Below are 21,760 nucleotides of genomic sequence, written 5' to 3' on the forward strand. Positions count from 1 at the left end.
TGCCGGCGGTCTGTTGCCGCCGGCAAACCGCGATCACTCGACAGCCAGAGCCTTGGCGATCAGGTCCTCGCCGCCGGGCACGTTCTCGGAGAAGTTCTTGTAGGAAGTCTCCTTGGCGATCGCGAGCCAGGCGTCATAGTTCTCGGGCGACATCTCCACGACCTCGACGCCGGCATCCTTGAACGCCTTGATCATCTTGTCGTCGAGCCCCTTGGCCTCGGCCGCGAAGTAGTCCTGGGCCACCTTGCCGGCCGCCATGAGAGCGTCCTGCTGCTCCTTCGACAACTTGTCCCAGCTGCGCTTGGACATGAGGATCGGCTCGTACATGAACCACAGGGCGTTGGCGCCCGGCGCGGTCAGGCAGGTGGTCTGCTCATAGAGGCGATAGGACACGAACGAGCCGGACGAGGTGTTGGCCGCGTCGAGCACGCCGGTCTGCAGGCCGGTATAGATCTCCGAGGACGGCATCGAGGAAATCGAGGCACCCGCTCCCACCAGCATCTGCTCGAAGGCCGGCCCCGCCGCACGGGTCACCTGACCCTGCATCGTGTCGGGCGAGGTGATGCACTGCTTCTTGGAGGCGAAGCCGCCGGCCAGCCACGCATCGGCGATGACGACGACGCCGGCATCGTTCACGATCTTCTTGATGTCGTCCATGAAGGGCGAGGTGTTGAGGCGGCCGGCGCGGTCATGGTTGCGCACCAGGCCCGGCATCAGGGTCGCAGAGAACTGCGGATGGCGGCCCGAGGCGTAGTCCAGCGGGAAGGCGGAGATGTCGAGCTGGCCCTTGGTCATGGCGCCCCACTGCTCGTTCGCCTTGAACAGCGACTGGCCGGGATAGACCTTGATCTCGACGCCGACATTGGCCTTGGCGACCTCGCGGGCAAGGATCTGGACCATCTCGTCGCGAACGTCGCCCTTGCCGCCCGGCCACTGGTGCGAGGCCTTGAGCACGACGTCGGCGGCATGCGCGGCCGGCACGGCGAGAGCAAGGGCGGTGGTCAGGCCGAGAGCGGCCCTCGTGAATGACTTGAACATTGGTTTCCTCCCAGTGCCGGCTGGCCATGTTCGCGGCCACCGGCTTGCATGTACGGACGATAACCGCCCCCCTCTTCCCTGGGGCAGCCCGTCTCGACCGAAGGTGACCACGGGGCATGCATTCAAGTCAACGGTTTTTGTATACAAGGGAGCGGGGCTTGCATAAAATGTGCGCATGGATGCCTCGCCGACCCCACACAAGCCAGCTCTTCGCACCGCCCAGATCCTGCGTGAAGCGCTGGAATACGACATCGCCACCGGCGTCTTCGCGCCCGGAACGCGGCTCGACGAGGTGTCGCTGGCCAAGCGCTTCAACGTCTCGCGCACGCCGATCCGCGAAGCATTGATCGAGCTGTCGGCATCCGGGCTGGTGGAGATCCGTCCCCGGCGCGGCGCCTTCGTGCAGGAGATCGGCGTCTCCCGCCTGATCGAGATGTTCGAGGTGATGGCGGAGCTGGAGGCGATGTGCGCAAGGCTGGCCTGCCGACGGATGACGGCGGGCGAGCACGCGGACCTGCTGGCCGCGCACGAGGCCTGCACGGCGGCGGCCGATGCCGGCGAGCCGGACGCCTATTTCTACGCCAACGAGACGTTCCACGACACGATCTATCGCGGCAGCGGCAACGGCTTCCTCGCCGATCAGGCAAGGGCGCTGCAGAACCGGCTCAAGCCCTATCGGCGTCTTCAGCTGAGAGTGCGAAACCGTGTGGGGAATTCGCTGAGCGAGCACAAGGAGATCGTCGACGCGATCGTGGCAGGCGACGACCGCAAGGCGGAAGCGGCGCTGCGCTCGCATATCCTGATCCAGGGCGAGCGGTTCAACGACTTCGTCGCCTCGCTCGCCCGGGTGGAGCCGGCACAGGCGCGCCGGCTCAAAATCTGAGGCCGATCAGGAACTCGCCGAAGGCTTGCCCAGAACGACGACATTGGTGTGGGTCGGCACCCGCTCGAACAGGTCCATGATGTCCTGGTTCCACATGCGGATACAGCCCGACGACACGCTGCGGCCGATGCTGTTCGGCTCCTTGGTGCCGTGGATGCGGTACAGCGTGTCGACGCTGCCCTGCCACAGGTCGAGGGCGCGCGCGCCGAGCGGGTTCTGCGGACCGCGCGGATAGCCGTCCTTCCAGTACTTCTCGAGCTGCGGGTTGCGGGCGATCATCTCCCGAGGAGGGCGCCAGAGCGGCCACACGCGCTTGACGCGGACCTTGGCATCGCCCGACCAGGCGAAGCCGGCCTTGCCGACGCCGATGCCGTAGCGCAGCGCCTTGCCGCCCGGCAGCGTCCAGTACAGGAACTTGCCGTAAGGGTCGACGATGATGGTGCCGGCCGGATGGCGGCTGTCGTAATCGACGACCTGGCGCCAGTACTTGCGGTCGAACTTCTTGTAGGGGAGCGCAGGAACCTTGAAATCGTAGTCGGTCACCGCCGCATAGGCCGAGGCGTAGTCGAAATCCTCGCCCGGCAGCGGCGGACCCTTGACGACCGCCGGCGTGACGGCGGCACCGGTGGTGGCGATGCCCGAGCTCTGGCAGGCCGCCAGCACCAGCGGGGCGCCGATGATGAGTGCACGCCGGCTGAGCCGCAGCGGCCCTTCGGCCGCGCTAGCGATCTGGCGAATGTCTTTGGTATCGGCGTCCATGCTGGTCAATCCATGCTCCCGTCTGGTGCCTCGCCTTGCCCCCTCGCGATGCTATCGCCTCAATATCCGATCAGCGTGCCGCGCGCGAGTGCAGGCGCGCAACGCAGCGCCAAGATTCGATAAAATTCGCGCGAGAATGCCCGCCGGCATACGGGTTAGTACCCTCCTGCGACCAAATTCGGCGCTTTCTCTTGATTTGGCCGGTGCAATAGCCGAAGGCATAGACGGCGAAGCACAAGCCCCACCGGGACAATGCAGAAAGACAAGACCAGCCTGCCGGTCGCATCCCAGCCGATGCGCGGCAACCTCAAGTCGGCAGTGGCGGAGACGCTCGCCCTGCGCATTCTCGACGGCACCTACCAGCCCGGCGCGACCCTGCCGACGGAAGCCGAACTGCTGGGCAGCCTCGGCGTCAGCCGCACCTGCCTGCGCGAGGCGCTGCAGATCCTGGTCGGCAAGGGGTTGATCACCTCGCGGCCCAAGCACGGCACCAGCGTGCGCCCGGAAGTCCATTGGAACTTCCTCGACGACCAGATGCTGGCCTGGCGGCAGAAGGTGGTGCCGCAGAGCCAGCTGCTGGCCGAGCTGGTCGCCATCCGCGAGATGGTGGAGCCGGAGGCCGCGGCCCTTGCCGCGCAGAACGCCGACGCCGAGACCATCGCCGCCATGCGCGAGGCGCTGGACGCCATGGGCATCGCCGACGGCAACCGCACACCGGCGACCCAGGACGCGGATGTGCGCTTTCACCGGCTGCTGCTGGCGGCCGGCGGCAACGCGCTGCTGTCCGGCCTCGGCGCCTGCATCGAGAACGCGCTGCGGGCCTCGATCCGCATCAGCTCCGATCCGGGCGTCAGCGACCCTATCGCGCTCGGCCAGCATGCCCGCGTGCTGGACGCCGTCGAGGCGCGCGAGCCGGAGCGGGCGCGCGAGGAGATGCGCAAGCTGATGGCGCTGACCCGCGCCCTGCTGACCCGGGTGAAGGCTCTGGACTGAGACAGGCTTTCCGTCCTAGGACGGTGCCGAGCCGCGCAGCCCGACAGGCAGCGCGGCCGCAGGCTGCTGGCGCGCGCCCGCACCGACATTCCGACACAACCCCGACCCGGACGCACATGGCCCCTCCCCTTCTCCATCTTCGCGACATCGCCCTGACCTTCGGCGGCACGCCGCTCCTCACCTCGGCAGAGCTGCAGGTCGGCGAGGGCGATCGCATCGGCCTCGTCGGTCGCAACGGCTCGGGCAAGTCGACGCTGCTGAAGATCGCCGCCGGGCTGGTGGAGGCCGATCACGGCGAGCGCTTCGTGCAGCCGGGGCGAACGATCCGCTACCTGCCGCAGGAGCCGGATCTGTCCGCCTATGCCACCGTGCTCGACTATGCGAGCGGCGGGCTGGCGCCGGGGGACGATCCCTATCGCGCGCAGTATCTGCTGGACGTGCTCGGCCTGACCGGCCGCGAGGAGCCGGGACGGCTGTCGGGCGGCGAGAAGCGCCGGGCGGCACTTGCCCGCACGTTGGCGCCGGAGCCGGACATCCTGCTGCTCGACGAACCGACCAACCATCTCGACCTGCCGGCCATCGAATGGCTGGAAGGGGAACTCGCCTCGATGCGCTCGGCCATCGTGCTGATCAGCCACGACCGGCGGTTCCTCGCCGACCTCACCCGCGCCACCGTGTGGATCGACCGGGGCATCGCGCGCAGGCTCGACAAGGGCTTCGCCCATTTCGAGGCCTGGCGCGACGAGGTGTTCGAGCAGGAAGAACGCGACCAGCAGAAACTCGCGCAGAAGATCAAGCGCGAGGAGCACTGGATGACCTACGGCGTCACCGCCCGGCGCAAGCGCAACATGCGCCGCGTGCGCGAGCTCGCCGACCTGCGCGCGCAGAAGAAGGACCATCGCGGGCCGCAGGGCACCGTCAAGCTGACGGTCGGCGAGACGGAGGTTTCCGGCAAGCGGGTGATCGAGGCGCGCGGCATCTCCAAGGACTACGGCAACGGGCCGGTGGTGAAGGACTTCTCCACCCGCATCCTGCGCGGCGACCGGGTCGGCCTTGTCGGCGCCAACGGCGCGGGCAAGACGACGCTGCTGAAGCTGCTGATCGGCGAACTGCAGCCCGACAGCGGCGAGGTGATCCTCGGCTCGTCGCTGACCATGGTGACCATGGACCAGTCGCGCGAGACGCTGAAGGACGACGAGACCGTCGCCGAGGTGCTGACGGGCAGCGGCGGCGACACGGTGATGCTGCCGGACGGGCCGCGGCACGTCGTCTCCTACATGAAGGACTTCCTGTTCGCGCCCGAGCAGGCACGCACGCCGGTTGCTGCGCTGTCGGGCGGCGAGCGCGGCCGCTTGATGCTGGCGCGGGCGCTTGCCCGCTCGTCGAACCTGCTGGTGCTCGATGAGCCGACCAACGATCTCGACCTGGAGACGCTGGATCTCCTGCAGGAGATGCTGTCCGACTATCCGGGCACGGTGCTGCTGGTCAGCCACGACCGCGACTTCCTCGACCGGGTGGCGACGTCGACGGTCTTTGCCGAGGGCGGCGGGCTGTGGCGCGAATATGCCGGCGGCTATTCCGACATGGTGGCGCAGCGCGGCGAAGGCGTCTCGGCCCGCAAGGGCGCAAGCGATGCGGGCGGTGCCAAGCCCACGGCGGCGAAAGAGAAGCCCGTCGGAGAACGGCCGAAGAAGAAATCGCGCCTGAGCTTCACCCAGCAGCACCAGCTGAAGACGCTGCCGAAGGAGATCGAGAAGCTGGGCAAGGAGATCGGCAAGCTGCAGGGCGAGCTGGAGGACCAGAACCTCTATGCCCGCGATCCGAAGCGCTTCGACACCCTGATGGCCAAACTGACCGAACTTCAGACCAAGCTTGCGGAAGCCGAGGACACCTGGCTGGAGCTGGAGATGCTGGCCGAGGAAGAAGGGGCGGACTGAGCCCGCCCCCGTTTCTGCTACTGCAGCACTGCTACAGCAGCAGCGCGACGACGAGCCAGATATAGAGCGGCATGGGCGCTGCGACCCACAGCAGCAGCCAGGGCCAGAGGACCGGCCGGACGGTGTCTTGCGTGCTCATGCGATGCTCTCCGCGATGTTCCACAGGGTGAGAAGGACGACCGCCGCGATGCCGGCGGTGAAGCCGTATCTGGCGGCGCGGAACAGCGCGCGCCCGGTCGCGTCCAGCGCCGGTACGCGCCCGACCGCGCGGTCCTCGATGATGCCGATGGTCAGCGCCGCGAGATAGACGGCGAAGAACAGGAACGTGGCGACTTCCGCGCCGATGACGACGAGACCGACGGTGCTCATGTGCGTTCTCCCTGGGCGAGGATCGGGGGAAGCCCGGAGATGGCGAATTCCAGGCTCTGCGCGATGCGGCGCGCCCGTTCCATGAAATAGGGGACGGCGCCGGGATGCGGGGCCGTGTCCTTCAGGACCTGTTCGAAATGGCCGAGCCAGATGGCGAAATGCCGGGGCTCGAGGGCCGTGAGCTTGATATGCGCCGGCACCGGGCGGCCGCTGTAGCGGCCGGCATTCATCGCGACCGAGGCCCAGAAGTCCTTCATCTTGGCCAGATGCGGCTCCCAGTCGTCGGCGATCTCGGCCTCGAAGATCGGGCCGATCTCAGGGTCGCGGCGCACGCGGGCATAGAACGTGTCGACCAGCACCGAGATATAGGCATCATCGATCCCAAGGCTGGCCGCGGCGGCCTGGATCTCGGCCCGGCGCTCGCTGGCGCTGCGGATGCGGATGTCGCTCATGCCGCCTCTCCCGTGAGGATGTCCCTGAGGCCGGCATTGCCGGCGACGAGGTCGTGGATGGTGTACTCGTCGAGCACGGCGAAGAAGGCCTCGCGGGCCCGGAACAATGCCGGCTTCAGCTGGCAGGAGGGGGTGATGCGGCAGGTGCCGTTGCCGCCGGGAAAGCAGTCGACCAGCGCGGTCTGCAGCTCCAGCTTGCGGACGATCGTACCGACGCGGATCCGGTCCGCCGGCTGCGCGAGCCTGAGCCCGCCGCTGCGACCGCGCACGGTCTCCACGAGACCGGCATGGGCCAGCGCCTGGGCGACCTTCATCAGGTGATTGCGGGAAACACGGAACGTGTCTGCGACATCGGCGATGGTGACGAGCACGCCGTCCATGACGGCAAGGTGCATCATCATCCGCAAGGCGTAGTCGGTCTGAAGGGTCAGGCGCATGCCGGTCTCCTTAAAAGCAGTATCTGATATACCTCTTTTAAGCTCGACCTACAACGCAAACCGCCCCGGAAAGGACCGGGGCGGCTGCGACAAAGCGACCGGGGCACGGGCCCCGTCTGAAAGGAGACTGCGCTAGAAGGCGCTGTCCTTCAGCAACACCTCGCCGTCGGCGACGAGACGCAGCGGCGCCGAGCGCCCGTCGGCGGAGACGGCAACGACGAGGCGCACGCGGTCGCGCGGCATCCGCTCGATCTCCAGTCCTTGCCCTTCCGGCACGAAGAAGGCGTCGAGCCCGTAGTCGATGCGCAGGGTATCGGCGGTCGGCGCCGACGTTCTGCTGACCTGTCCCTTGAGAGCGATGCGCCCATCGGCGGGCGGCGCCGAAAGCACGGCGACGGCGCGGGAAATCCCCTCGCCGTCCGGCTCGACGACCACCCAGACGGCATCGCCACCGAACAGGTCCTGCGGCACGCCGACCCCGACATCCACCAGTTGGATCTCCGGATTGAGGATGACGTAATCGCCGCGCAGCAGATCTCGCGGATCGACCGGGCGCAGCGCCAGCGTCACCTCCTGCCCGAACCAGTGAACCTGCAGCCGATCCGCCAGCGGCAGGCCGACGAGGGCGAGTTGCAACAGGCCGGCAAGGCCCCAACGGGCCCAGGGAGAAGCAAGAAGCGTTTTCATTGTGCGCCCTCCCCGGCGGCTGCGACCGAGCTTTTTCTGAGCCGCCTTGCGGAGACAATCGCCACCGCCACCAGCAGCAGGCCGGCGACGAAGAAGAAGACCGACTGACCGAGCAGTGAGCCCACCGTCTCGTAGAGCAGGTAGAGCAGCGCGGCAGCCAGGCCGAGATTGCCCCAGAAGCTCCAGCCGGACTGCGAGGCAGTCGAACCGGCGGCGCTGATCGCAACGAGGGCCGCCAGAGTGAACGAGGCGAGAACCACCGTATTGCCCGGCAGGAAGACCAGCAGCGCCGGGCAAGCCACAGACAGGACAACGGCCGCAGCGACGATACGGAGTGGGCGCGATGCCGGAGCGCGCAAGGCCTGCAGCACGAGACCGGCCAGCATGGCCACAAGCGTCAGGTGCAGCGGCCAGACATGCGGCATCTCGCGCGCGACCTCGTCCGAGACGGTTTCGGTGAAACCGATGATCAGCGTCAGCAAGATAATGCCGACCAGAACCATCACGCCGAAGCTGGCGGCGGACCGGGCAAGGGCCGAAACATTCCCCGAGCCGTCATCGCCCTGCGCCTCGTCGCCGGACAGGAGATGGCCCCAGACCAGCAGCAACGCACCGAAGGCGGCGCCGACGAGCAGGATCGAGAACTCCATCTCGCTCGAGGACAACAGGTAGTTGATGTCGAGCCAGGCCGCGAACAGCCAGGCATAGACGGCGGTCAGCAGCAACAGCACCAGCCAGCGCCCGGCAAAGGAGGTCATGCGCACCACATGGCCCAGGCAGGCGGCCAGCAGCGCAAGGGCGGTGACGACCTCGGCCAGGGTCGGACGCGGCGGGTCGCCGATCCACAACAGCCAGGCGATGGACGCGACCGCGGCGACCATGAGCGAGGACCGCGAGCCGCACAGCCAGGCAGCGGCCAGGGCGCCGATGGCAACGAGCAGCGCACCGCCCGCCCAGTCGGACGGCAGGTGGTAGATCTGCCCGACAAGGGCGAGACCGCTGACGAAGACAAGGGTTGCGAACATGGTGGCCAGATCGGCAACGAGGCGCTGCCCCCGCGAGGCCATGGCGGCGGCAAAGCCATGCGCCGCCAGCAGCAGAACCGCAATGCCCGTCAGCTTGGCCGGGCGCGGGATCACCTCCCAGTTGGCGGCAACGAAGGCCGCGACCGCGAGCGCAAGGCAGATGGTGCCGATACCGGCGAACAGGGCCGGAAGGCGCGACCAGCCCGAGGGCGCCTCGCCGATCTCGGCCCGGATCTGCGCCAACCCGTCGGCGCCGATCCACCCCTTGGCGGACCAGCGGGCAAGGTCCGCCTCCAGCTGTTTCAGATAGCTTGCGCGGTTCATCAATTCATCGCCCTTCCCGTCCGGGACTCATCGTCGCTTTCATCCGGTCCAGTGAGGATGGATCAAGCGTTCCGTCAAGTCGTCACGGATCGCGGAGGATTGCGCCGAAATTCGGTCCGAGGCAGGACACGGCGCGCAGGCATTGCCGTCAAAGGGCGGCAGAGAGCAGCAGCCAGACGATGGCGGCGAGCGAGCCGCTGGCAGGGACCGTTACCATCCAGGCGCTGATGATGGTGAGCACATGGGCGCGGCGCACCAGCATGCGGCGGCGGATATCGGCCGGCTCGCTGCCGTCGGGCGGGGCAAGCAGCTCCGTGGCATTTTCCGCAAGGCGCTGGCGGCGCTCGCGGTTCATCGTCCACTCGCGGTAGAAGCCGACGCCGAAGATCGCCCCGACCGCCGTATGCGTGGAGGAAATCGGCAGGCCGGCGGCGCTGGCGAGCAGCACGGTGATGGCGGTGGCAAGCAGCACGCAGAAGGCGCGGATCGGATTGAGCCGGGTAATGCGCTCGCCGACCATGCGCACCAGGCGCGGGCCGAACAGCAACAGGCCGAGGGAGATGCCGAGCGCACCGACCATCAGAACGGGAAGCAGCAACCCGCCGCCGGGCGCGGCGATGCCGTCCTGGCCGAGGGCGGAGAAGATGGCGGCGACCGGACCTATCGCATTGGCGACATCATTGGCGCCATGGGCGAAGGACAGGATGGCGGCGGCAACCACCAGCGGCGGCCGGAACAGCTTGCGCAGCGACTGATTGCGGTCGTCCAACCCTTCAGAGGCGCGTGTCACTGCCGGGCGCGACACGGCAAAGGCAAGGACCGCCGCTGCAAGGCCCAGCGCCGCGACCGGACCCGGGCCGGAATCGCGCAGCGACGGCAGCCCGACAAGGATCAGGTAGAGCGTGAAGGTGCCGGCCATGGTCGCAAAGATCACCGGCAGCCAGCGCCGTGCGGCCGCAAGGCGGTTGTCGCCCCTGAGGATGCACCGCCGGATCAGCGACAGCAGAACCGCGGCGGATACACCGCCCAAGACCGGCGAGACCAGCCAGCCGGAGGCAATGGCGATCAGCGTGAAGCCGTCCAGTGCGACCGAGCCGGCGGAGACCAGCCCGGCACCGACGACCGCGCCGACCACCGCATGCGTCGTCGACACGGGCGCGCCGATCACCGTCGCCAGGTTGATCCAAAGGGCCGCAGCGACAAGCGCGGCGAGCATGGCCAGCGGAAAATCGTCCGGCCGCGCGAACTGGTCGGCCGAAACGATGCCGGAAGCGATGGTCGAGACCACCCCGGAGCCGGCCAGCAGCGCGCCGGCACTCTCGCACAGGGCCGCAAGCACCAGCGCGCTGCCCATGGTCAGCACGCGCGCGCCGACGGCCGGGCCCATGTTGTTGGCGACGTCGTTGGCGCCGATGTTCAGCGCCATGTAGCCGCCCAGGACGAGCGCCGCGGTCAGCAGGAACCAGTGGGAATTCTCGGCCACAAGCAGGCTGGCAAGGCTGCCGACGAGCACGAGAAAGAGGAAGCCGAACCCCAGCGTGACATAGGAGCGCGACAGATAGCTTGTCGCTTCCTCGACATAGGTGAACTTGTCGAGGTCCTTGTCGATGGTGTTGCGGTTGCGGGAGGTCTTGCCGTCGCTCATGGCGCCATGCTGCGCGCAAAAGATAACGATCCGGCGACGGTCGCCACGGATGAAGGCTGCAAGGCTGTCACCTGCCGCCGAAGGCGGAGACGAAGACCGGGATCACCGCAACTCCTCCAGAAGACGGGCATTGCCGAGTATACGGGCGAGCTCCGGCTCGTGGACGTTGCGGGCAGCCTCGTGGGGCAGGAACCAGCGCAGCTCGCGCTGGCCCTTTTCCGGCCAGTCCTGCGCCTCTTCGGTCACAGCCAGCGGGAAGACCTGCACGCGCACGCGGCGGGGCAGCCCATTGTCGAGAAGCTTGCGATAGAAATAGCTGCCGAGCGGATCGCTGCCGATACGGCCGGACAGGCCGGCCTCTTCCCAGGCTTCGACGGCGGCCGTCTCGCTGAGCGAGCGACCCTTTTGCGGCCAGCCCTTGGGCAGGACCCAGCGTCCGGTATCGCGGCTCGTGGCGAGAAGCACCAGGAGCTGCCCCTCAGCATCGCGCCGCCAGGGAAGGGCCGCGACCTGTACCGCCTCCGGCTTGCCGCCGAGCCAAAGGCGCAGGGTCTCGATCACACGGGACGCGCGCATCGATGCCTTCGGTACGGTCGGGAATGCCAGGGCCATGGCAACAAGCCCCCTTCGGTCACTTAGCCTTTGACGAAACGCGTGGAATCATGAAGCCGTCAAACAAACGGCGCATTGGTATTAAATAGGATGCATTGCTGTGCAATGCAAGGAAAAGGCGCACTCATTACGCCTTCTGCGTCCCTGCCCTGCACTTGCATGCGCCGTGAAGCGCCCTGCGGCGCACCTCGCGCTCACCCTTCCGGCGTATGCACGATCTCGCGGGTCTCGCGGAAGCGGATGTCCGGGTTCTTCTCTCCGACATAGTTTACCTCCCAAGAGTTCTTGAAAAGGTAAACGGGCCGGTCGTCGCGGTCCTCGGCAACGCTGGACGGGTTGGATTCCAGGAACTTGCGCAGCTTCAGCTCGTCGTCGCACTCGATCCAGCGCGCGGTGCTGAAGGGCGCGGCCTCGAAGCCGATTTCCGTCGCATATTCGTTGCGCAGGCGGTCGACCACCACGTCCAGCTGCAGCACGCCGACCACGCCGACGATCCAGTTGGAGCCGATCTGCGGCTTGAAGATCTGCACGAGGCCTTCCTCGGCGAGATCCATCAGACCCTGGCGCATCTGCTTGACGCGCATCGTGTCGGACAGGCGCACGCGGCGCAGCACTTCCGGCGCGAAGGCCGGCAGGCCGGTGACGTGGATCTCCTCGCCCTCCGTCAGCGTGTCGCCGACGCGCAGCTGGCCGTGATTGGGCACGCCGATGACATCGCCCGGATAGGCGGTCTCGGCGAGCTCGCGCTCCTCGGCGAAGAAGAAGATCGGCGCGGACACGGCGATGGTTTTGTTGGCCCGCACATGCTTCAGCTTCATGCCGCGCCGGAAGGTGCCCGAGCACAGGCGCACGAAGGCGATGCGGTCGCGGTGCTTGGGATCCATGTTCGCCTGCACCTTGAAGACGAAACCGGTCACCTTCGGTTCTTCCGGGCGGATGACGCGGGTCGTCGCCGGCTGCGCATGCGGTGCGGGACCGAAGCGGGCGATGAACTGGATGATTTCCTCAACGCCGTAGTCGCGCAGCGCCGACCCGAAGAAGACCGGCGTCATGTGGCCTTCCATGAAGGCCTCGCGGTCGAAGGCCGGATAGGCCTCGGCCCCGAGCTCGACATTCTCCTCCAGCTCGGCGAGCACGTTCGGGAACACCCGTTCGGTGAGCGCGGGATCGTCGAGGCCGGCGACGTCGACGATGGAGTCGAAGCGGTTGCCGCGTCCTTCGGAGGAGGTGAGGAAGCGCTTCGCCTGCCAGTCGTAGACGCCGAAGAAGTCCGAGCCCATACCGACCGGCCAGGTCATCGGCACCACGTCGAGGGCGAGCGCCTCCTGGATCTCGTCCAGCGCCTCCAGCGGGTGGCGGCCTTCGCGGTCGATCTTGTTGACGAAGGTGATGATCGGGATGTCGCGCAGGCGGCAGACCTCGAAGAGCTTGCGGGTCTGCGTCTCGATGCCCTTGGCCGCGTCGATGACCATGATCGCCGCGTCGACGGCGGTCAGCGTGCGGTAGGTGTCTTCCGAGAAGTCCTCGTGGCCCGGCGTGTCGAGCAGGTTGAAGGTGATGCCGTCGCGCTCGAAGGTCATGACCGAGGACGAGACCGAGATGCCGCGTTCCTGCTCGATCTTCATCCAGTCCGAACGGGCCCGCCGGCGCTCGCCGCGCGCGCGCACCTGACCGGCAGCGCGAATGGCGCCGCCCGACAGCAGCAGCTTTTCCGTCAGTGTCGTCTTGCCGGCGTCCGGATGCGAGATGATGGCGAAGGTCCGGCGCGACAGGTGGCTTGCCGCGTCCGGCGCCGTGTCCCGGCCGCCGTCGGCCTGGGCTTCGGTGAGGCTCATGCGCTCTCCATGGAATTTCGTGGCGCGGAGCCGGTTGCGGCCCGCTTTTCGTGGACAGAGGTCTAGTCGCTTGTGCCGGCAAATTCCAGTGCCGCTTGCGCATGGCCGCGTTACCGCCCATAGCTGGCGGCTCATGCGAAGCCCTTCTCCCGAAACTGCCCCAACGCAGGAACCCCGTCGATGACGCTTTCGCGAAAAAGCGCCCTCCCCCTTCTCGTCGCGCTCGCCCTGATCGCGCTGACCGCCATCATCCTGCTCGCCATGGGGCGGGTGCCGATCTGCACCTGCGGCGAGATCAAGCTGTGGACCGCCGACGTCACCTCCTCCGACAATTCGCAGCACATCTCCGACTGGTACACCCCCTCCCACATCATCCACGGGATGTTGTTCTATGGCCTGTTCCACCTCCTGACGCCGAGGCTCTCCATGGGCTGGCGGGCGGTCGGCTCGATCTTCATCGAGGCGACGTGGGAAATCGTCGAGAACAGCCCCTGGATCATCGACCGCTACCGCGAGGCGACCATCGCGGCCGGCTATACCGGCGACAGCGTGCTGAACTCGGTCTTCGACGTCCTGTGGATGCTGGTCGGCTTCTGGCTGGCGCTGCGGCTGCCGGTCTGGGTGACCGTGCTGCTGGCCATCGCCATGGAGCTGGTCGCGCTCGCCGTCATCCGCGACAACCTCACCCTCAACGTGCTGATGCTGGTCTGGCCCGTGGACGCGATCCGCGAGTGGCAACAGGCGCTCTGAGCGCCGAGGCAGCCGACAAAAGGCCGAGGAAAGAGTTCCATGTCCTTCGTTCTACCGCTCTCGCTCGCAGCCATCGGCGGCGGTGTCGCCACGGCCATCGCCGTCCACGACTTCTTCGAAGGCGAGACGCTGATTGCCGACCTGTTCCGCACGCGCAGGCTGACACGGCGCGACATCGCCGAGCTGGATAGAAAGGCGCAGGCGGCAACGTCTCGCGGCCCGGTGGTGACGCTGACGACGATCCCGAGCCGCATCGAGCATATCGGCATGACGCTGAAGAGCCTGCTCGACCAGTCGCTGCCGCCGGCGGAAATCCGTCTCAACGTGCCGCATCACTCGCGCCGGGAGAACTGCGGTTACGAGATCCCCGAGTGGCTGTCGGCGCTTGCGACGATCACCATCGTGCGCTGCGAGGATTTCGGTCCTGCGACGAAGCTGTTTCCGAGCCTCACCGCCCTCGATGCGGATGCCGCCATCGTGGTGGTGGACGACGACAGGATCTATCCGCCGGACTTCCTGAAAGTGCTGGCGAGCGAGGCGGAGGTCGACCGGGATGCGGCCATCGGCCTCTCAGGCTGGGTGGTGCCGGCCGACCTGACCGACCGCCCGACGACGATCCGCAGCAATCTCTACATGCAGCCGCCTGCACCGATCCGCGCCCGCCGGCTGCGCAAGCGCTACGAGATCGATATCCTGCAAGGGTTTTCCGGCTATCTGGTGCGGCCGCGCTTCTTTCCCGACATGGAGGGGATGCTGACCCATCGCGGCGCCCCGCCGGCAGCGTTCTATGTCGACGACGTGTGGATCTCCGGCCATTGCGCGGCGCGCAAATACGTAGTGCCGGCGGCGCGTGCGGGCTTCCAGATGATCACCCGCCAGTCGTTCTACCGGGCCAACAGCCTGGGCCGGGTCAACAGCGGCGAAGGCACGCCCGAAAGCCGCAACAACACCATCGTCATCCGTCACATGGCGGATCGCTGGACGGTGGGCGGCCATCGACTGACCGCAGGCGGCGACACGCCGCGCTGACGGCCGCAGCGATCTCCCCAGCAAGCCCGGGCGCGCCCGACAGGAAGCGCTTGGCCACCGGGTCGAGCGCATTGAGCCGGCGGCCAATCCACGGCAGCCCTGAGACGAAGCCGACGCGGGCACGCACGTCGAAGGCGACGACATCGTCATGCAGGGCGATGTGGTGCGGCGAGGCAAGCTCCGCGAGACGCGCCAGCGGATGGTCGCTCTCGGCCGGCTCCTCGCGATACCCCTGCGCATCAAGACGCGAAATACGGCGCACCTCCGCCCCCTGTCCGTAGTAGGTCAGGTTCTTCTGCATCACGCGCAACAGGCTGGTCTCGTCGCGCAGGATGCTGCCCGCCCCGCGGCCGAAGCCGTAGTCCCCATCAGCGAAGATGCCCTTAGCATTGACCGGGTGCGGTTCGAACGTGCCGGTCAGCAGATCCTCGCTGCGGTAGAGGGCGAGCGTGCGCGCGCCGTCCTGCCCCAGCGGCTTGCCGCAGGTGAGGATCCACCAGGCGCCGTCATGGCGGAAGAGCGCGCTGTCGACGGCATCCGCCTGCTCGAAGATCCGCCGCACCCGGCGCCATCGGTCGGGGAACCGGTCGCAGACATAGAGGTCGAGCGCCTGCAGCGAGCAGGTCTCGGGCAGCATGTAGAGCGCGCCATCTGCCTCGAAGAGGAAGGGATAGGACGCATGCTCGCGCAGCGGCAGAACCGGAACGAGCGGACCGGGCCGCAGGTCCTCGCCGAGCTCCATGGCAACGAGGCGGCCGAGCTGCTCGGGATAGCGGAACTCCTCCACGAAGAGCCAGAGCCGCCCGTCGCGCCGCCACAGGAAGGGATCGGCGTAGTAGCTGAGCGCAGGGCACGGCACCGGCGTTGGCGCGGCATCGCCCGCGCGCATCACGTAGGTGCGGAAGTTCTCCTTCGGCCAACGGTGCATGCCGAGGATGCGACGCCGGTAGAAATCCTGCCAGCGCAGGTTCGCCCGGTCGCCGGCCTTGTAGAGCCGATACCAGAGACGGGCGAGCGGGTCGGTCCAGCGCGGGCGGGCCGGATCGAGCTTGTTGCGCGAACTCATCCAGCGCACCGGACGCGGCGAGCTGATGTCGATATCGCCGTCGTTCAGCACCAGGCGGCCGGCCGCCTCGGCCCGGAACAGCAAGATCGACAGGATCGCCTGGTCGGTGTTGTGGCTGGCCCGGTCGGCGCGGGTGAAGACCGCAGGGTCCAGCGCCAGCTCCGCCCAGTCGATGAGGATATCGCGAGCCGTGGGCTGCTCCAGGTCGAAGCCGACGACGCCGCTGACACGAATGCGGCGGTCGACAAAGGCCGGCTCTACGGCAAGGCGGGCGCGCACATCGGCGGCGCAGCGTTGCTCCAGGTTCGACTGGCCGGAAAGGGTGTAGACGCCGCAGCGGGCGAGTTCGGCGAGGGGCTCGGCGAGCGTGCCGTGGAAGAGCGTTGCGCTGTCGAACCAGAAGATCCGCCCGCCGAACCGCTCCGCCGCGTCGGCGATCACCAGCGGCTTCCAGGCATAGGTGCCCGCCGAGGGCGCCACATGGGCGGGATAAGGCACGAGACTGAAGGGCAGGAATTCCGCGAACGGAAACCGCGCCGCAAGGCGTCCCCGCTCGCCCGGATCGAGGCCGAGATCGTAGACGGCGATGCGCGCGTCCCTGTCGAGCCCGCGCGCCTTCACGCTTGCCAGATACTGGGCCAGCGTCGGGGCAAAGGCGGCATCGGCGGCGGTGACGAGCGTAAGCGACATGAAGGGATCCCGGGCGGCACGAAGACGGGGAGCGCACCCCGGCATATGCGTTCTTGTCGGAGAAGGGCGACGAGCGCAAGCACGCCCGAAGAACCGCGCGCCATGAACAGTCGGACCTGCTCGCCGGATGGGCATCCCGCCCCTGCGAACTGCGCTATAGTTAACGCAGTGCAAACGGGGAATCAGCTTAAGGGGGCGTTTCGGCCATGAGCGCGCAGGTTATCACCGTCGCGTCGCTGAAGGGCGGCAGCGGCAAGTCGACGCTTGCCAGCTGCCTTGCCGTCAACTGGCGGATGCGCGGCTGGCGCGTCCTGCTGGTCGATGCCGACCCGCAGCATTCCGTACTGCGCCTGGCGGCGCGCGAGCAGGCGCTCGGAGGACTTCCGGTGATCGCCCGCGCCGACCGCGACATGTGGAAAGCGGTCAAGGAGCAGGCAGGCGACTACGACCTGATCGTCGTCGACACGCCGGGCTTCGACAGCGAGATCACCGCGGCAGGCCTTGCGGTCGCCGACCTGGTGCTGATCCCGGTCAAGCCGTCGCCGCTCGATGTCGACCGGATGACCGACACGGTGGGTCTGCTGATGGCGGGCGTGCAGGGCTGGGCCCCGACCTTCCGCTGCGTGCTGACGCAGACGACGCGGGGCAGCGTGATCGCCCGCCACATCCGCGCCGAGCTGGAGGAAGCCGGTTTTCCGCTGCTGCGGCAGGAGCTGCAGAACCGGGTATCCTATGCGGAGGCCGCGCTCTATGGCGCAACGCCGACGCTGACCCAGCCGGACGGCGCGGCAGCGCAGGACGTGCAGGAACTGGCCGGCGAGGTCGAGGCCCTGCTGGCGACACGAAAGGTGCGCAGCGCGTGAGCCGGAAACTCCCCAGGACCTTGCAGCGCACGATCCACGACATCCGCCGCGAGATGCACGAGGCGGAGCAGGCGCAGGATACCCCGCAGGCGCAACCCCCCTCTCCCCCGCCGGCAAGCGAGCCGGCGAGCAAGGCTGCCGCCAAGGCCGCCCCGCCGCAGTCAGCCCCCGCCCCGGAGGCCGACGCGCGGGCTGAGGCTCCTGCCAACGCCTCTGCCACGACCTCTGGCGGGCAGCCGGAAGGCAAGGCTCAGACCACCGCGGAACGGGAAGATGCGGAACGCACGCAGGCGCCGCCGCCCAAGGGACGCGCCCTGGCAACGCGACCGCCGACCGGCAGTGCGCTGCGCCGGGCCCGGGCGCGGCTGATCATCGAGCGGCATTCGACGCTGGCAGGGATCGCCGGCTTCGTGCCACTGCCCTGGGTCGATCTTGCCGCCGTCGCCGCGCTGGTGGCACGGATGCTGCGCGAGCTGTCGCGCTGCTACAAGATACCGCTCGATCGCGACCGCAGCGGCCGGATTGCCCTATCGCTGCTGGCTGGCGTCGGCGCGCCGGGCATCGCCAGCTTCACCACGACCAGCCTGCTCAGGATGGCTCCGGGCCCGAACCTCGTCGGCATGACCGTGACCGCCGCCGCCGCCGTCGGACTGACGCGGGTGATCGGCGACGTCTTCCTGGAGCGGCTGGAGCGCGGCGAGCCCGTCGACGGCGCCGGAAACTGAAACGGGTTCAAGCCGGCGAAAATCGCGCCGAAACGAGGCCCGCAACAGGTTGCAACCCTTTCCTTTTTCGATTCGAAAGGGTACCGTAACGTCGGAATTTCCCGGAAATCGTTCAGCCCGCTTCCGGCGGCAGCATTTCGGATCCTCGCGCATCAGGCGCCTTCGGACTGTACCAGGAGAGTTTGGATGGCAACCAAGAGCACTGCCGAAAAGACTGCCGCAGCAAGCGACGCCGATATCGAGGCGGACGTGGAGGACGTGATCGAGGGTGAGGCTCCGGAAGCGGCAACGCTGTCCGACGACGACATCGCCCGCCAGCTCACGGCAGAGAGCCTGACGAAGGACTATGTGCTTGCCTCCGTGGCGGCCAGCATCGTTCCGGTGGCGATCTTCGACATCGCCGCAGTGGTGGCGATCCAGATGCGCATGATCCAGAAGCTGTCGCAGCTCTACGGCAAGCCCTTCTCCGACAAGATGGGCCGCAAGGTGATCTATGCGCTAGCCGGCGGCGTGCTCGGCTACGGGGCCGGCTATGCGGTCGCGGCAAGCGCCACCAAGCTCATCCCCGGCATCGGCTGGATGGTCGGCATGGTATCGCTGCCGGTCGTGGCAGGCGCCTCGACCTACGCGGTCGGCCGCTCCATTGCCCGCCACTACGAGGACGGCGGCTCGCTGATGGACTTCGACGCCAGCAAGATGCGCGCCTTCTACAAGGAGCAGTTCGAGAAGGGCAAGGAACTGGCCAAGCGCGCGCGCGACCGCACCAAGAGCGGCGCCGAGGCGGCGGCCGACACCGTCGAGGAGACGGTTGCCAAGGCGTCCTGACGACTTCTGCTGACGGGGATCGGGGCGGCTTTATCACTGGCGCTGCCCCTCGCCCCTTCGAATACACGATCGCCGCGAATGCTGGAGCCAGCGTTCGCGGCGTTTTCGTTTGCAACGGGAAACGGGATACCGCCCCACGCGGGTACAAAGGCCGCTGACGGATTGCGGCCTCGCGCGGCGCTCGTCAGGCGGGCCTTGCGGAACCGTTCAGACGCGGCCCGAGCGGTGGCGCGGATCGCGGCGCCGGCTGCCCAGACCGGTCCAGCGGTCGGAGGCCAGCAGGACGATGATGCCGACGACCGGACTGAACAGGAAGGCGACCAGGAAGTTGCCGACGAAGCCGAAGCGGGTGTCGCGACCCAGCATGCCGATGATCCAGCTGGCGATCACCCAGATGAACAGGATCCACGGATTGACGAAGAGCGTCATGGCACGGTGTGCTCCCTTTTGGCGGCGGGATCGGATATCAGCGCGCCATCGTCCCCGCCAGTCCTGATATGCTCTGCCGACCACTCCAGCGGCTTGCGGTAGCTCGCCACCGTCTGGAACCGCGTCCCGTCGTGGCGCACGACGAAGACGTCGGTGTCGGTGATAAGTCCACTCGTATTGAACACGAGCTTACCCGTAACGCCCTCGAACGGCACGCCATAACGCGCAACCTTCAGCGCGTCGGCGATCTTGCGCGGGTCCCGCGAGCCGGTGCGCTCGGTGACCTCCTTCAACAGCATCACCGCATCATAGCCGAGCGCCGCGCTGAGGTCCGGCATCATGCCGTACTTGCTGCGGTACTCGTTGACGAAGACCATCGAGAGATCCGTGACGCTTTCGCTGTCGAAGAGGGAGACGCCGACAACGTCCTTCATGTTCTGCTTGCCGACAAGGGTCTCGACGGTGTTGGAGAACATGTATTCCAGGCCGAGCACCGGCTGCGGGAGGCCGAGCTCGCGCGCCCTGCGGATGAACTCGGCCGTATCGTGCGACAGCGCGGAGGCAACGAAGAACGCGTCGTAGTCGCCCCGGCCGAAGACATTGTTGTCGAGGATGAACATGATCAGCTGGTCGATCGACCCCCGGCTCCCCGGCAGATAGCCGCGGAACACCACGTCGCCGCCCTGCGAGGTGGCGACCGCGCTGAAGAAGTCGCCCGCCTCCTTGCCGTAATCGCTCTTGTCGGTGAGCACGAGGAAGCGCTTCAACCCGGTTGCAAGCGCATAGCGCGCGACCATTTCCGTATTGTCGCTGTTGTCCGGTTGCAGGGCAAAGAGCAGCGAGAACCCGTGATTGGTCAGCGAGGAAGCCGTCGCGTGGGTGGCGAGATAGAGAATGTCGTTGCGGTTGTAGATCGCGCTCGCGGTGACAGCGGTGTCGGACCACTCGTGGCCGATCACCCCGAACAGGCCGTTCTGGTTCGCCACCTCGCCGGCAAGCCGCATGGTGCGCGCGACCGTCGCCTCGAAGCCGCCGTCACCATAGGCCACCTCCTCGCTATACAGGACAAGCTCGAGATCCTGATCGAGAATGCCGCCGGAGGCGTTGACCTTCGCGGCGGCGAGCCGGGCGCCGTTGGTGAAGCTGTTGACCTCGTCGCCCTCCGCATAGACCAGGGCGATCTTGAGGGCGCTCGACGTGTTGCCGCGAATGATGTCGACATAGGCGGCAATGCGGTCGCCGACAGAAATGCCGCTCGACACGACGATGACGAGGAACATCGCGAGCCAGGCCGCAAGGATGCCGGCAACCACCCGGAACCGGGTTGTCTTGCCCGCCGGCCGGACCGTTCTGGCGAAAGGCTTCCTGGCCATCGGCCTACCTGTCGCCGCCGAGGATGAGCGGCAGGCCGTCCTTGCCCGATCCGATCACGACCGTCTTGGCGTTCGGAGACGACGCCAGTTCCTTCGTCGCCTGCACGCCCTGCCAGCGCAGCAGGTCCTCGGTCAGGCTCTGCTTGATGACGTCCTGATAGCGGCGGATGCCTTCCGCCTCGATGGCCTTGCGTTCCGCTTCCTGCTTCTCGATGCCGATCCGGTATTCATACGCCTTCTGCTCTTCCAGAAGGGTGAGCTTGCGCTCGACCGCAAGACGCACGGCCGCCGGCAGCTCGACATTGCGCACCAGCACGTCGTCGATGATGACGTAGCGGTCCTCGACATTGGTCAGGCTGTTGACGACGATGGACTCCAGGAAGCCGCGCCGGCTGGTATAGACCTCTTCCGGAGCGTACTGGCCGACGGCCCGGCGCAGCACCGCCTCGGTCTCGGGAAACACGATCTTGTCGAGATATTCGGGCCCGACCGTGACATGCAGCAGCGGCAGCAGGCGCAGGTCCGGCTTGTAGCGGACGGCGATTTCCAGATCGACCGGAAGACCGCCCTGTGTCAGCAGGCTGTATTGGCGCTGCTCGGTCTGCAAGCGGACATTGTAGACATACATCCGGTTCCAGGGCCACATGATGTGGAGCCCTTCACCGTAGATGTTGTTCATGTCCGTTCCGGAAATCCATCTGTAGAGCACACCGGCTTCGCCCGAATGGATCGTGACGACCACCCTGTTCCAGAGCGTTACCAGCCCGACCCCGAACAAAAGCAAAATCAGCAAAGTATAGATCTGGATCCGACGCTGGCGTTCGCTGCGAAGAAATTCTTCATAATCTTCGAACTCATCGTCCAGCGCCATTCGGCCGACTCGCCAGTCTTTACAGTGAACAGGACGGCAGTATAGGGCGGGCCCAGCCGTGGTTCCAGCCTGCTATAAGCCGGGTTCTTGCTCTCGATTGCAAGGCCGGCATGCCTGGGCCCTCGCCCATATTGCCAGATTTT

The 21,760-nt window shown here is 67.1% G+C and carries 22 protein-coding genes; 8 read left to right on the plus strand and 14 right to left on the minus strand.

The window, feature by feature from the left end; all coding sequences use genetic code 11:
* Window positions 1-33: 33 nt before the first annotated feature.
* Window positions 34-1,038, minus strand: a complete 1,005-nt coding sequence (locus ACVJ6E_RS02485) for a TRAP transporter substrate-binding protein (RefSeq protein WP_120269039.1) — start codon at window positions 1,036-1,038, stop codon at window positions 34-36.
* Window positions 1,039-1,213: 175 nt separating this feature from the next.
* Here ACVJ6E_RS02485 and ACVJ6E_RS02490 point away from each other — a divergent pair, with 175 nt between their 5' ends.
* Complete coding sequence (locus tag ACVJ6E_RS02490; protein ID WP_120269038.1) at window positions 1,214-1,921, plus strand: GntR family transcriptional regulator; 708 nt, start codon at window positions 1,214-1,216, stop codon at window positions 1,919-1,921.
* Between the two features lie 6 nt (window positions 1,922-1,927).
* Here the strand turns inward: ACVJ6E_RS02490 and ACVJ6E_RS02495 are convergent, their stop codons facing one another.
* The gene (locus ACVJ6E_RS02495; RefSeq protein ID WP_120269279.1) at window positions 1,928-2,680 is read right to left on the minus strand and encodes a L,D-transpeptidase; all 753 of its coding nucleotides are present in this window, start codon (window positions 2,678-2,680) and stop codon (window positions 1,928-1,930) included.
* Window positions 2,681-2,932: 252 nt separating this feature from the next.
* Here ACVJ6E_RS02495 and ACVJ6E_RS02500 point away from each other — a divergent pair, with 252 nt between their 5' ends.
* Window positions 2,933-3,673 (plus strand): FadR/GntR family transcriptional regulator, encoded by a 741-nt coding sequence (locus ACVJ6E_RS02500; RefSeq protein ID WP_120269037.1) that lies wholly within the window; start codon window positions 2,933-2,935, stop codon window positions 3,671-3,673.
* A gap of 116 nt (window positions 3,674-3,789) precedes the next feature.
* Complete coding sequence (locus tag ACVJ6E_RS02505; RefSeq protein WP_120269036.1) at window positions 3,790-5,610, plus strand: ABC-F family ATP-binding cassette domain-containing protein; 1,821 nt, start codon at window positions 3,790-3,792, stop codon at window positions 5,608-5,610.
* 135 nt (window positions 5,611-5,745) lie between these two features.
* Here the strand turns inward: ACVJ6E_RS02505 and ACVJ6E_RS02510 are convergent, their stop codons facing one another.
* The 8 genes from ACVJ6E_RS02510 to ACVJ6E_RS02545 form a co-directional block, all read right to left on the minus strand.
* The gene (locus ACVJ6E_RS02510) at window positions 5,746-5,979 is read right to left on the minus strand and encodes a hypothetical protein (protein WP_067221812.1); all 234 of its coding nucleotides are present in this window, start codon (window positions 5,977-5,979) and stop codon (window positions 5,746-5,748) included.
* On the minus strand, window positions 5,976-6,431 hold the full coding sequence (locus tag ACVJ6E_RS02515) for a group III truncated hemoglobin (RefSeq protein ID WP_120269035.1): 456 nt from the start codon (window positions 6,429-6,431) through the stop codon (window positions 5,976-5,978). Before ACVJ6E_RS02515 ends, ACVJ6E_RS02510 begins: the two co-directional genes overlap by 4 nt.
* The gene (locus ACVJ6E_RS02520) at window positions 6,428-6,868 is read right to left on the minus strand and encodes an Rrf2 family transcriptional regulator (protein ID WP_067221809.1); all 441 of its coding nucleotides are present in this window, start codon (window positions 6,866-6,868) and stop codon (window positions 6,428-6,430) included. Before ACVJ6E_RS02520 ends, ACVJ6E_RS02515 begins: the two co-directional genes overlap by 4 nt.
* Before the next feature lie 132 nt (window positions 6,869-7,000).
* Window positions 7,001-7,555 carry a GDYXXLXY domain-containing protein gene (locus ACVJ6E_RS02525; RefSeq protein WP_120269034.1) on the minus strand — a complete coding sequence of 185 codons (555 nt, stop codon included), beginning with the start codon at window positions 7,553-7,555 and terminating at the stop codon, window positions 7,001-7,003.
* Window positions 7,552-8,904: a DUF2157 domain-containing protein gene (locus tag ACVJ6E_RS02530; protein ID WP_120269033.1), complete on the minus strand. Its 1,353-nt coding sequence runs from the start codon at window positions 8,902-8,904 to the stop codon at window positions 7,552-7,554. The genes ACVJ6E_RS02525 and ACVJ6E_RS02530 overlap by 4 nt, the downstream gene beginning before the upstream one ends.
* Before the next feature lie 148 nt (window positions 8,905-9,052).
* A complete protein-coding gene (locus tag ACVJ6E_RS02535; RefSeq protein WP_067221806.1) occupies window positions 9,053-10,549 on the minus strand; it encodes an inorganic phosphate transporter in 1,497 nt (498 codons plus the stop codon).
* 102 nt (window positions 10,550-10,651) lie between these two features.
* On the minus strand, window positions 10,652-11,125 hold the full coding sequence (locus ACVJ6E_RS02540; protein WP_067222624.1) for an NUDIX hydrolase: 474 nt from the start codon (window positions 11,123-11,125) through the stop codon (window positions 10,652-10,654).
* 230 nt (window positions 11,126-11,355) lie between these two features.
* On the minus strand, window positions 11,356-12,996 hold the full coding sequence (locus ACVJ6E_RS02545; protein WP_120269032.1) for a peptide chain release factor 3: 1,641 nt from the start codon (window positions 12,994-12,996) through the stop codon (window positions 11,356-11,358).
* 180 nt (window positions 12,997-13,176) lie between these two features.
* On the opposite strand from ACVJ6E_RS02545, the gene ACVJ6E_RS02550 reads away from it, so the two are divergent.
* Both ACVJ6E_RS02550 and ACVJ6E_RS02555 read left to right on the plus strand, forming a co-directional pair.
* Window positions 13,177-13,746 (plus strand): DUF2585 domain-containing protein, encoded by a 570-nt coding sequence (locus ACVJ6E_RS02550; RefSeq protein ID WP_120269031.1) that lies wholly within the window; start codon window positions 13,177-13,179, stop codon window positions 13,744-13,746.
* Between the two features lie 39 nt (window positions 13,747-13,785).
* Window positions 13,786-14,775 carry a hypothetical protein gene (locus tag ACVJ6E_RS02555; protein WP_120269030.1) on the plus strand — a complete coding sequence of 330 codons (990 nt, stop codon included), beginning with the start codon at window positions 13,786-13,788 and terminating at the stop codon, window positions 14,773-14,775.
* Here the strand turns inward: ACVJ6E_RS02555 and ACVJ6E_RS02560 are convergent.
* Window positions 14,702-16,531 carry a glucosamine inositolphosphorylceramide transferase family protein gene (locus ACVJ6E_RS02560; protein ID WP_120269029.1) on the minus strand — a complete coding sequence of 610 codons (1,830 nt, stop codon included), beginning with the start codon at window positions 16,529-16,531 and terminating at the stop codon, window positions 14,702-14,704. The genes ACVJ6E_RS02555 and ACVJ6E_RS02560 overlap by 74 nt on opposite strands.
* 206 nt (window positions 16,532-16,737) lie before the next feature.
* Between ACVJ6E_RS02560 and ACVJ6E_RS02565 the strand changes: the two genes are divergently transcribed.
* From ACVJ6E_RS02565 to ACVJ6E_RS02575, 3 genes are all read left to right on the plus strand, one after another.
* The gene (locus ACVJ6E_RS02565) at window positions 16,738-17,394 is read left to right on the plus strand and encodes a ParA family protein (protein WP_120269028.1); all 657 of its coding nucleotides are present in this window, start codon (window positions 16,738-16,740) and stop codon (window positions 17,392-17,394) included.
* Complete coding sequence (locus ACVJ6E_RS02570) at window positions 17,391-18,119, plus strand: DUF697 domain-containing protein (RefSeq protein ID WP_147421864.1); 729 nt, start codon at window positions 17,391-17,393, stop codon at window positions 18,117-18,119. Before ACVJ6E_RS02565 ends, ACVJ6E_RS02570 begins: the two co-directional genes overlap by 4 nt.
* A gap of 186 nt (window positions 18,120-18,305) precedes the next feature.
* Complete coding sequence (locus tag ACVJ6E_RS02575) at window positions 18,306-18,944, plus strand: DUF697 domain-containing protein (RefSeq protein ID WP_120269026.1); 639 nt, start codon at window positions 18,306-18,308, stop codon at window positions 18,942-18,944.
* 207 nt (window positions 18,945-19,151) lie between these two features.
* Here ACVJ6E_RS02575 and ACVJ6E_RS02580 read toward each other — a convergent pair whose 3' ends face one another.
* The 3 genes from ACVJ6E_RS02580 to ACVJ6E_RS02590 are packed head-to-tail and all read right to left on the minus strand — an operon-like array spanning window position 19,152 to window position 21,617.
* On the minus strand, window positions 19,152-19,373 hold the full coding sequence (locus tag ACVJ6E_RS02580) for a hypothetical protein (RefSeq protein WP_120269025.1): 222 nt from the start codon (window positions 19,371-19,373) through the stop codon (window positions 19,152-19,154).
* Window positions 19,370-20,746: an ABC transporter substrate-binding protein gene (locus ACVJ6E_RS02585; protein WP_120269024.1), complete on the minus strand. Its 1,377-nt coding sequence runs from the start codon at window positions 20,744-20,746 to the stop codon at window positions 19,370-19,372. The genes ACVJ6E_RS02580 and ACVJ6E_RS02585 overlap by 4 nt, the downstream gene beginning before the upstream one ends.
* 4 nt (window positions 20,747-20,750) lie before the next feature.
* Window positions 20,751-21,617 (minus strand): prohibitin family protein, encoded by an 867-nt coding sequence (locus ACVJ6E_RS02590; protein WP_120269023.1) that lies wholly within the window; start codon window positions 21,615-21,617, stop codon window positions 20,751-20,753.
* Between the last annotated feature and the right edge of the window lie 143 nt (window positions 21,618-21,760).

The organism is Stappia sp. G46H5W (assembly GCF_058448995.1).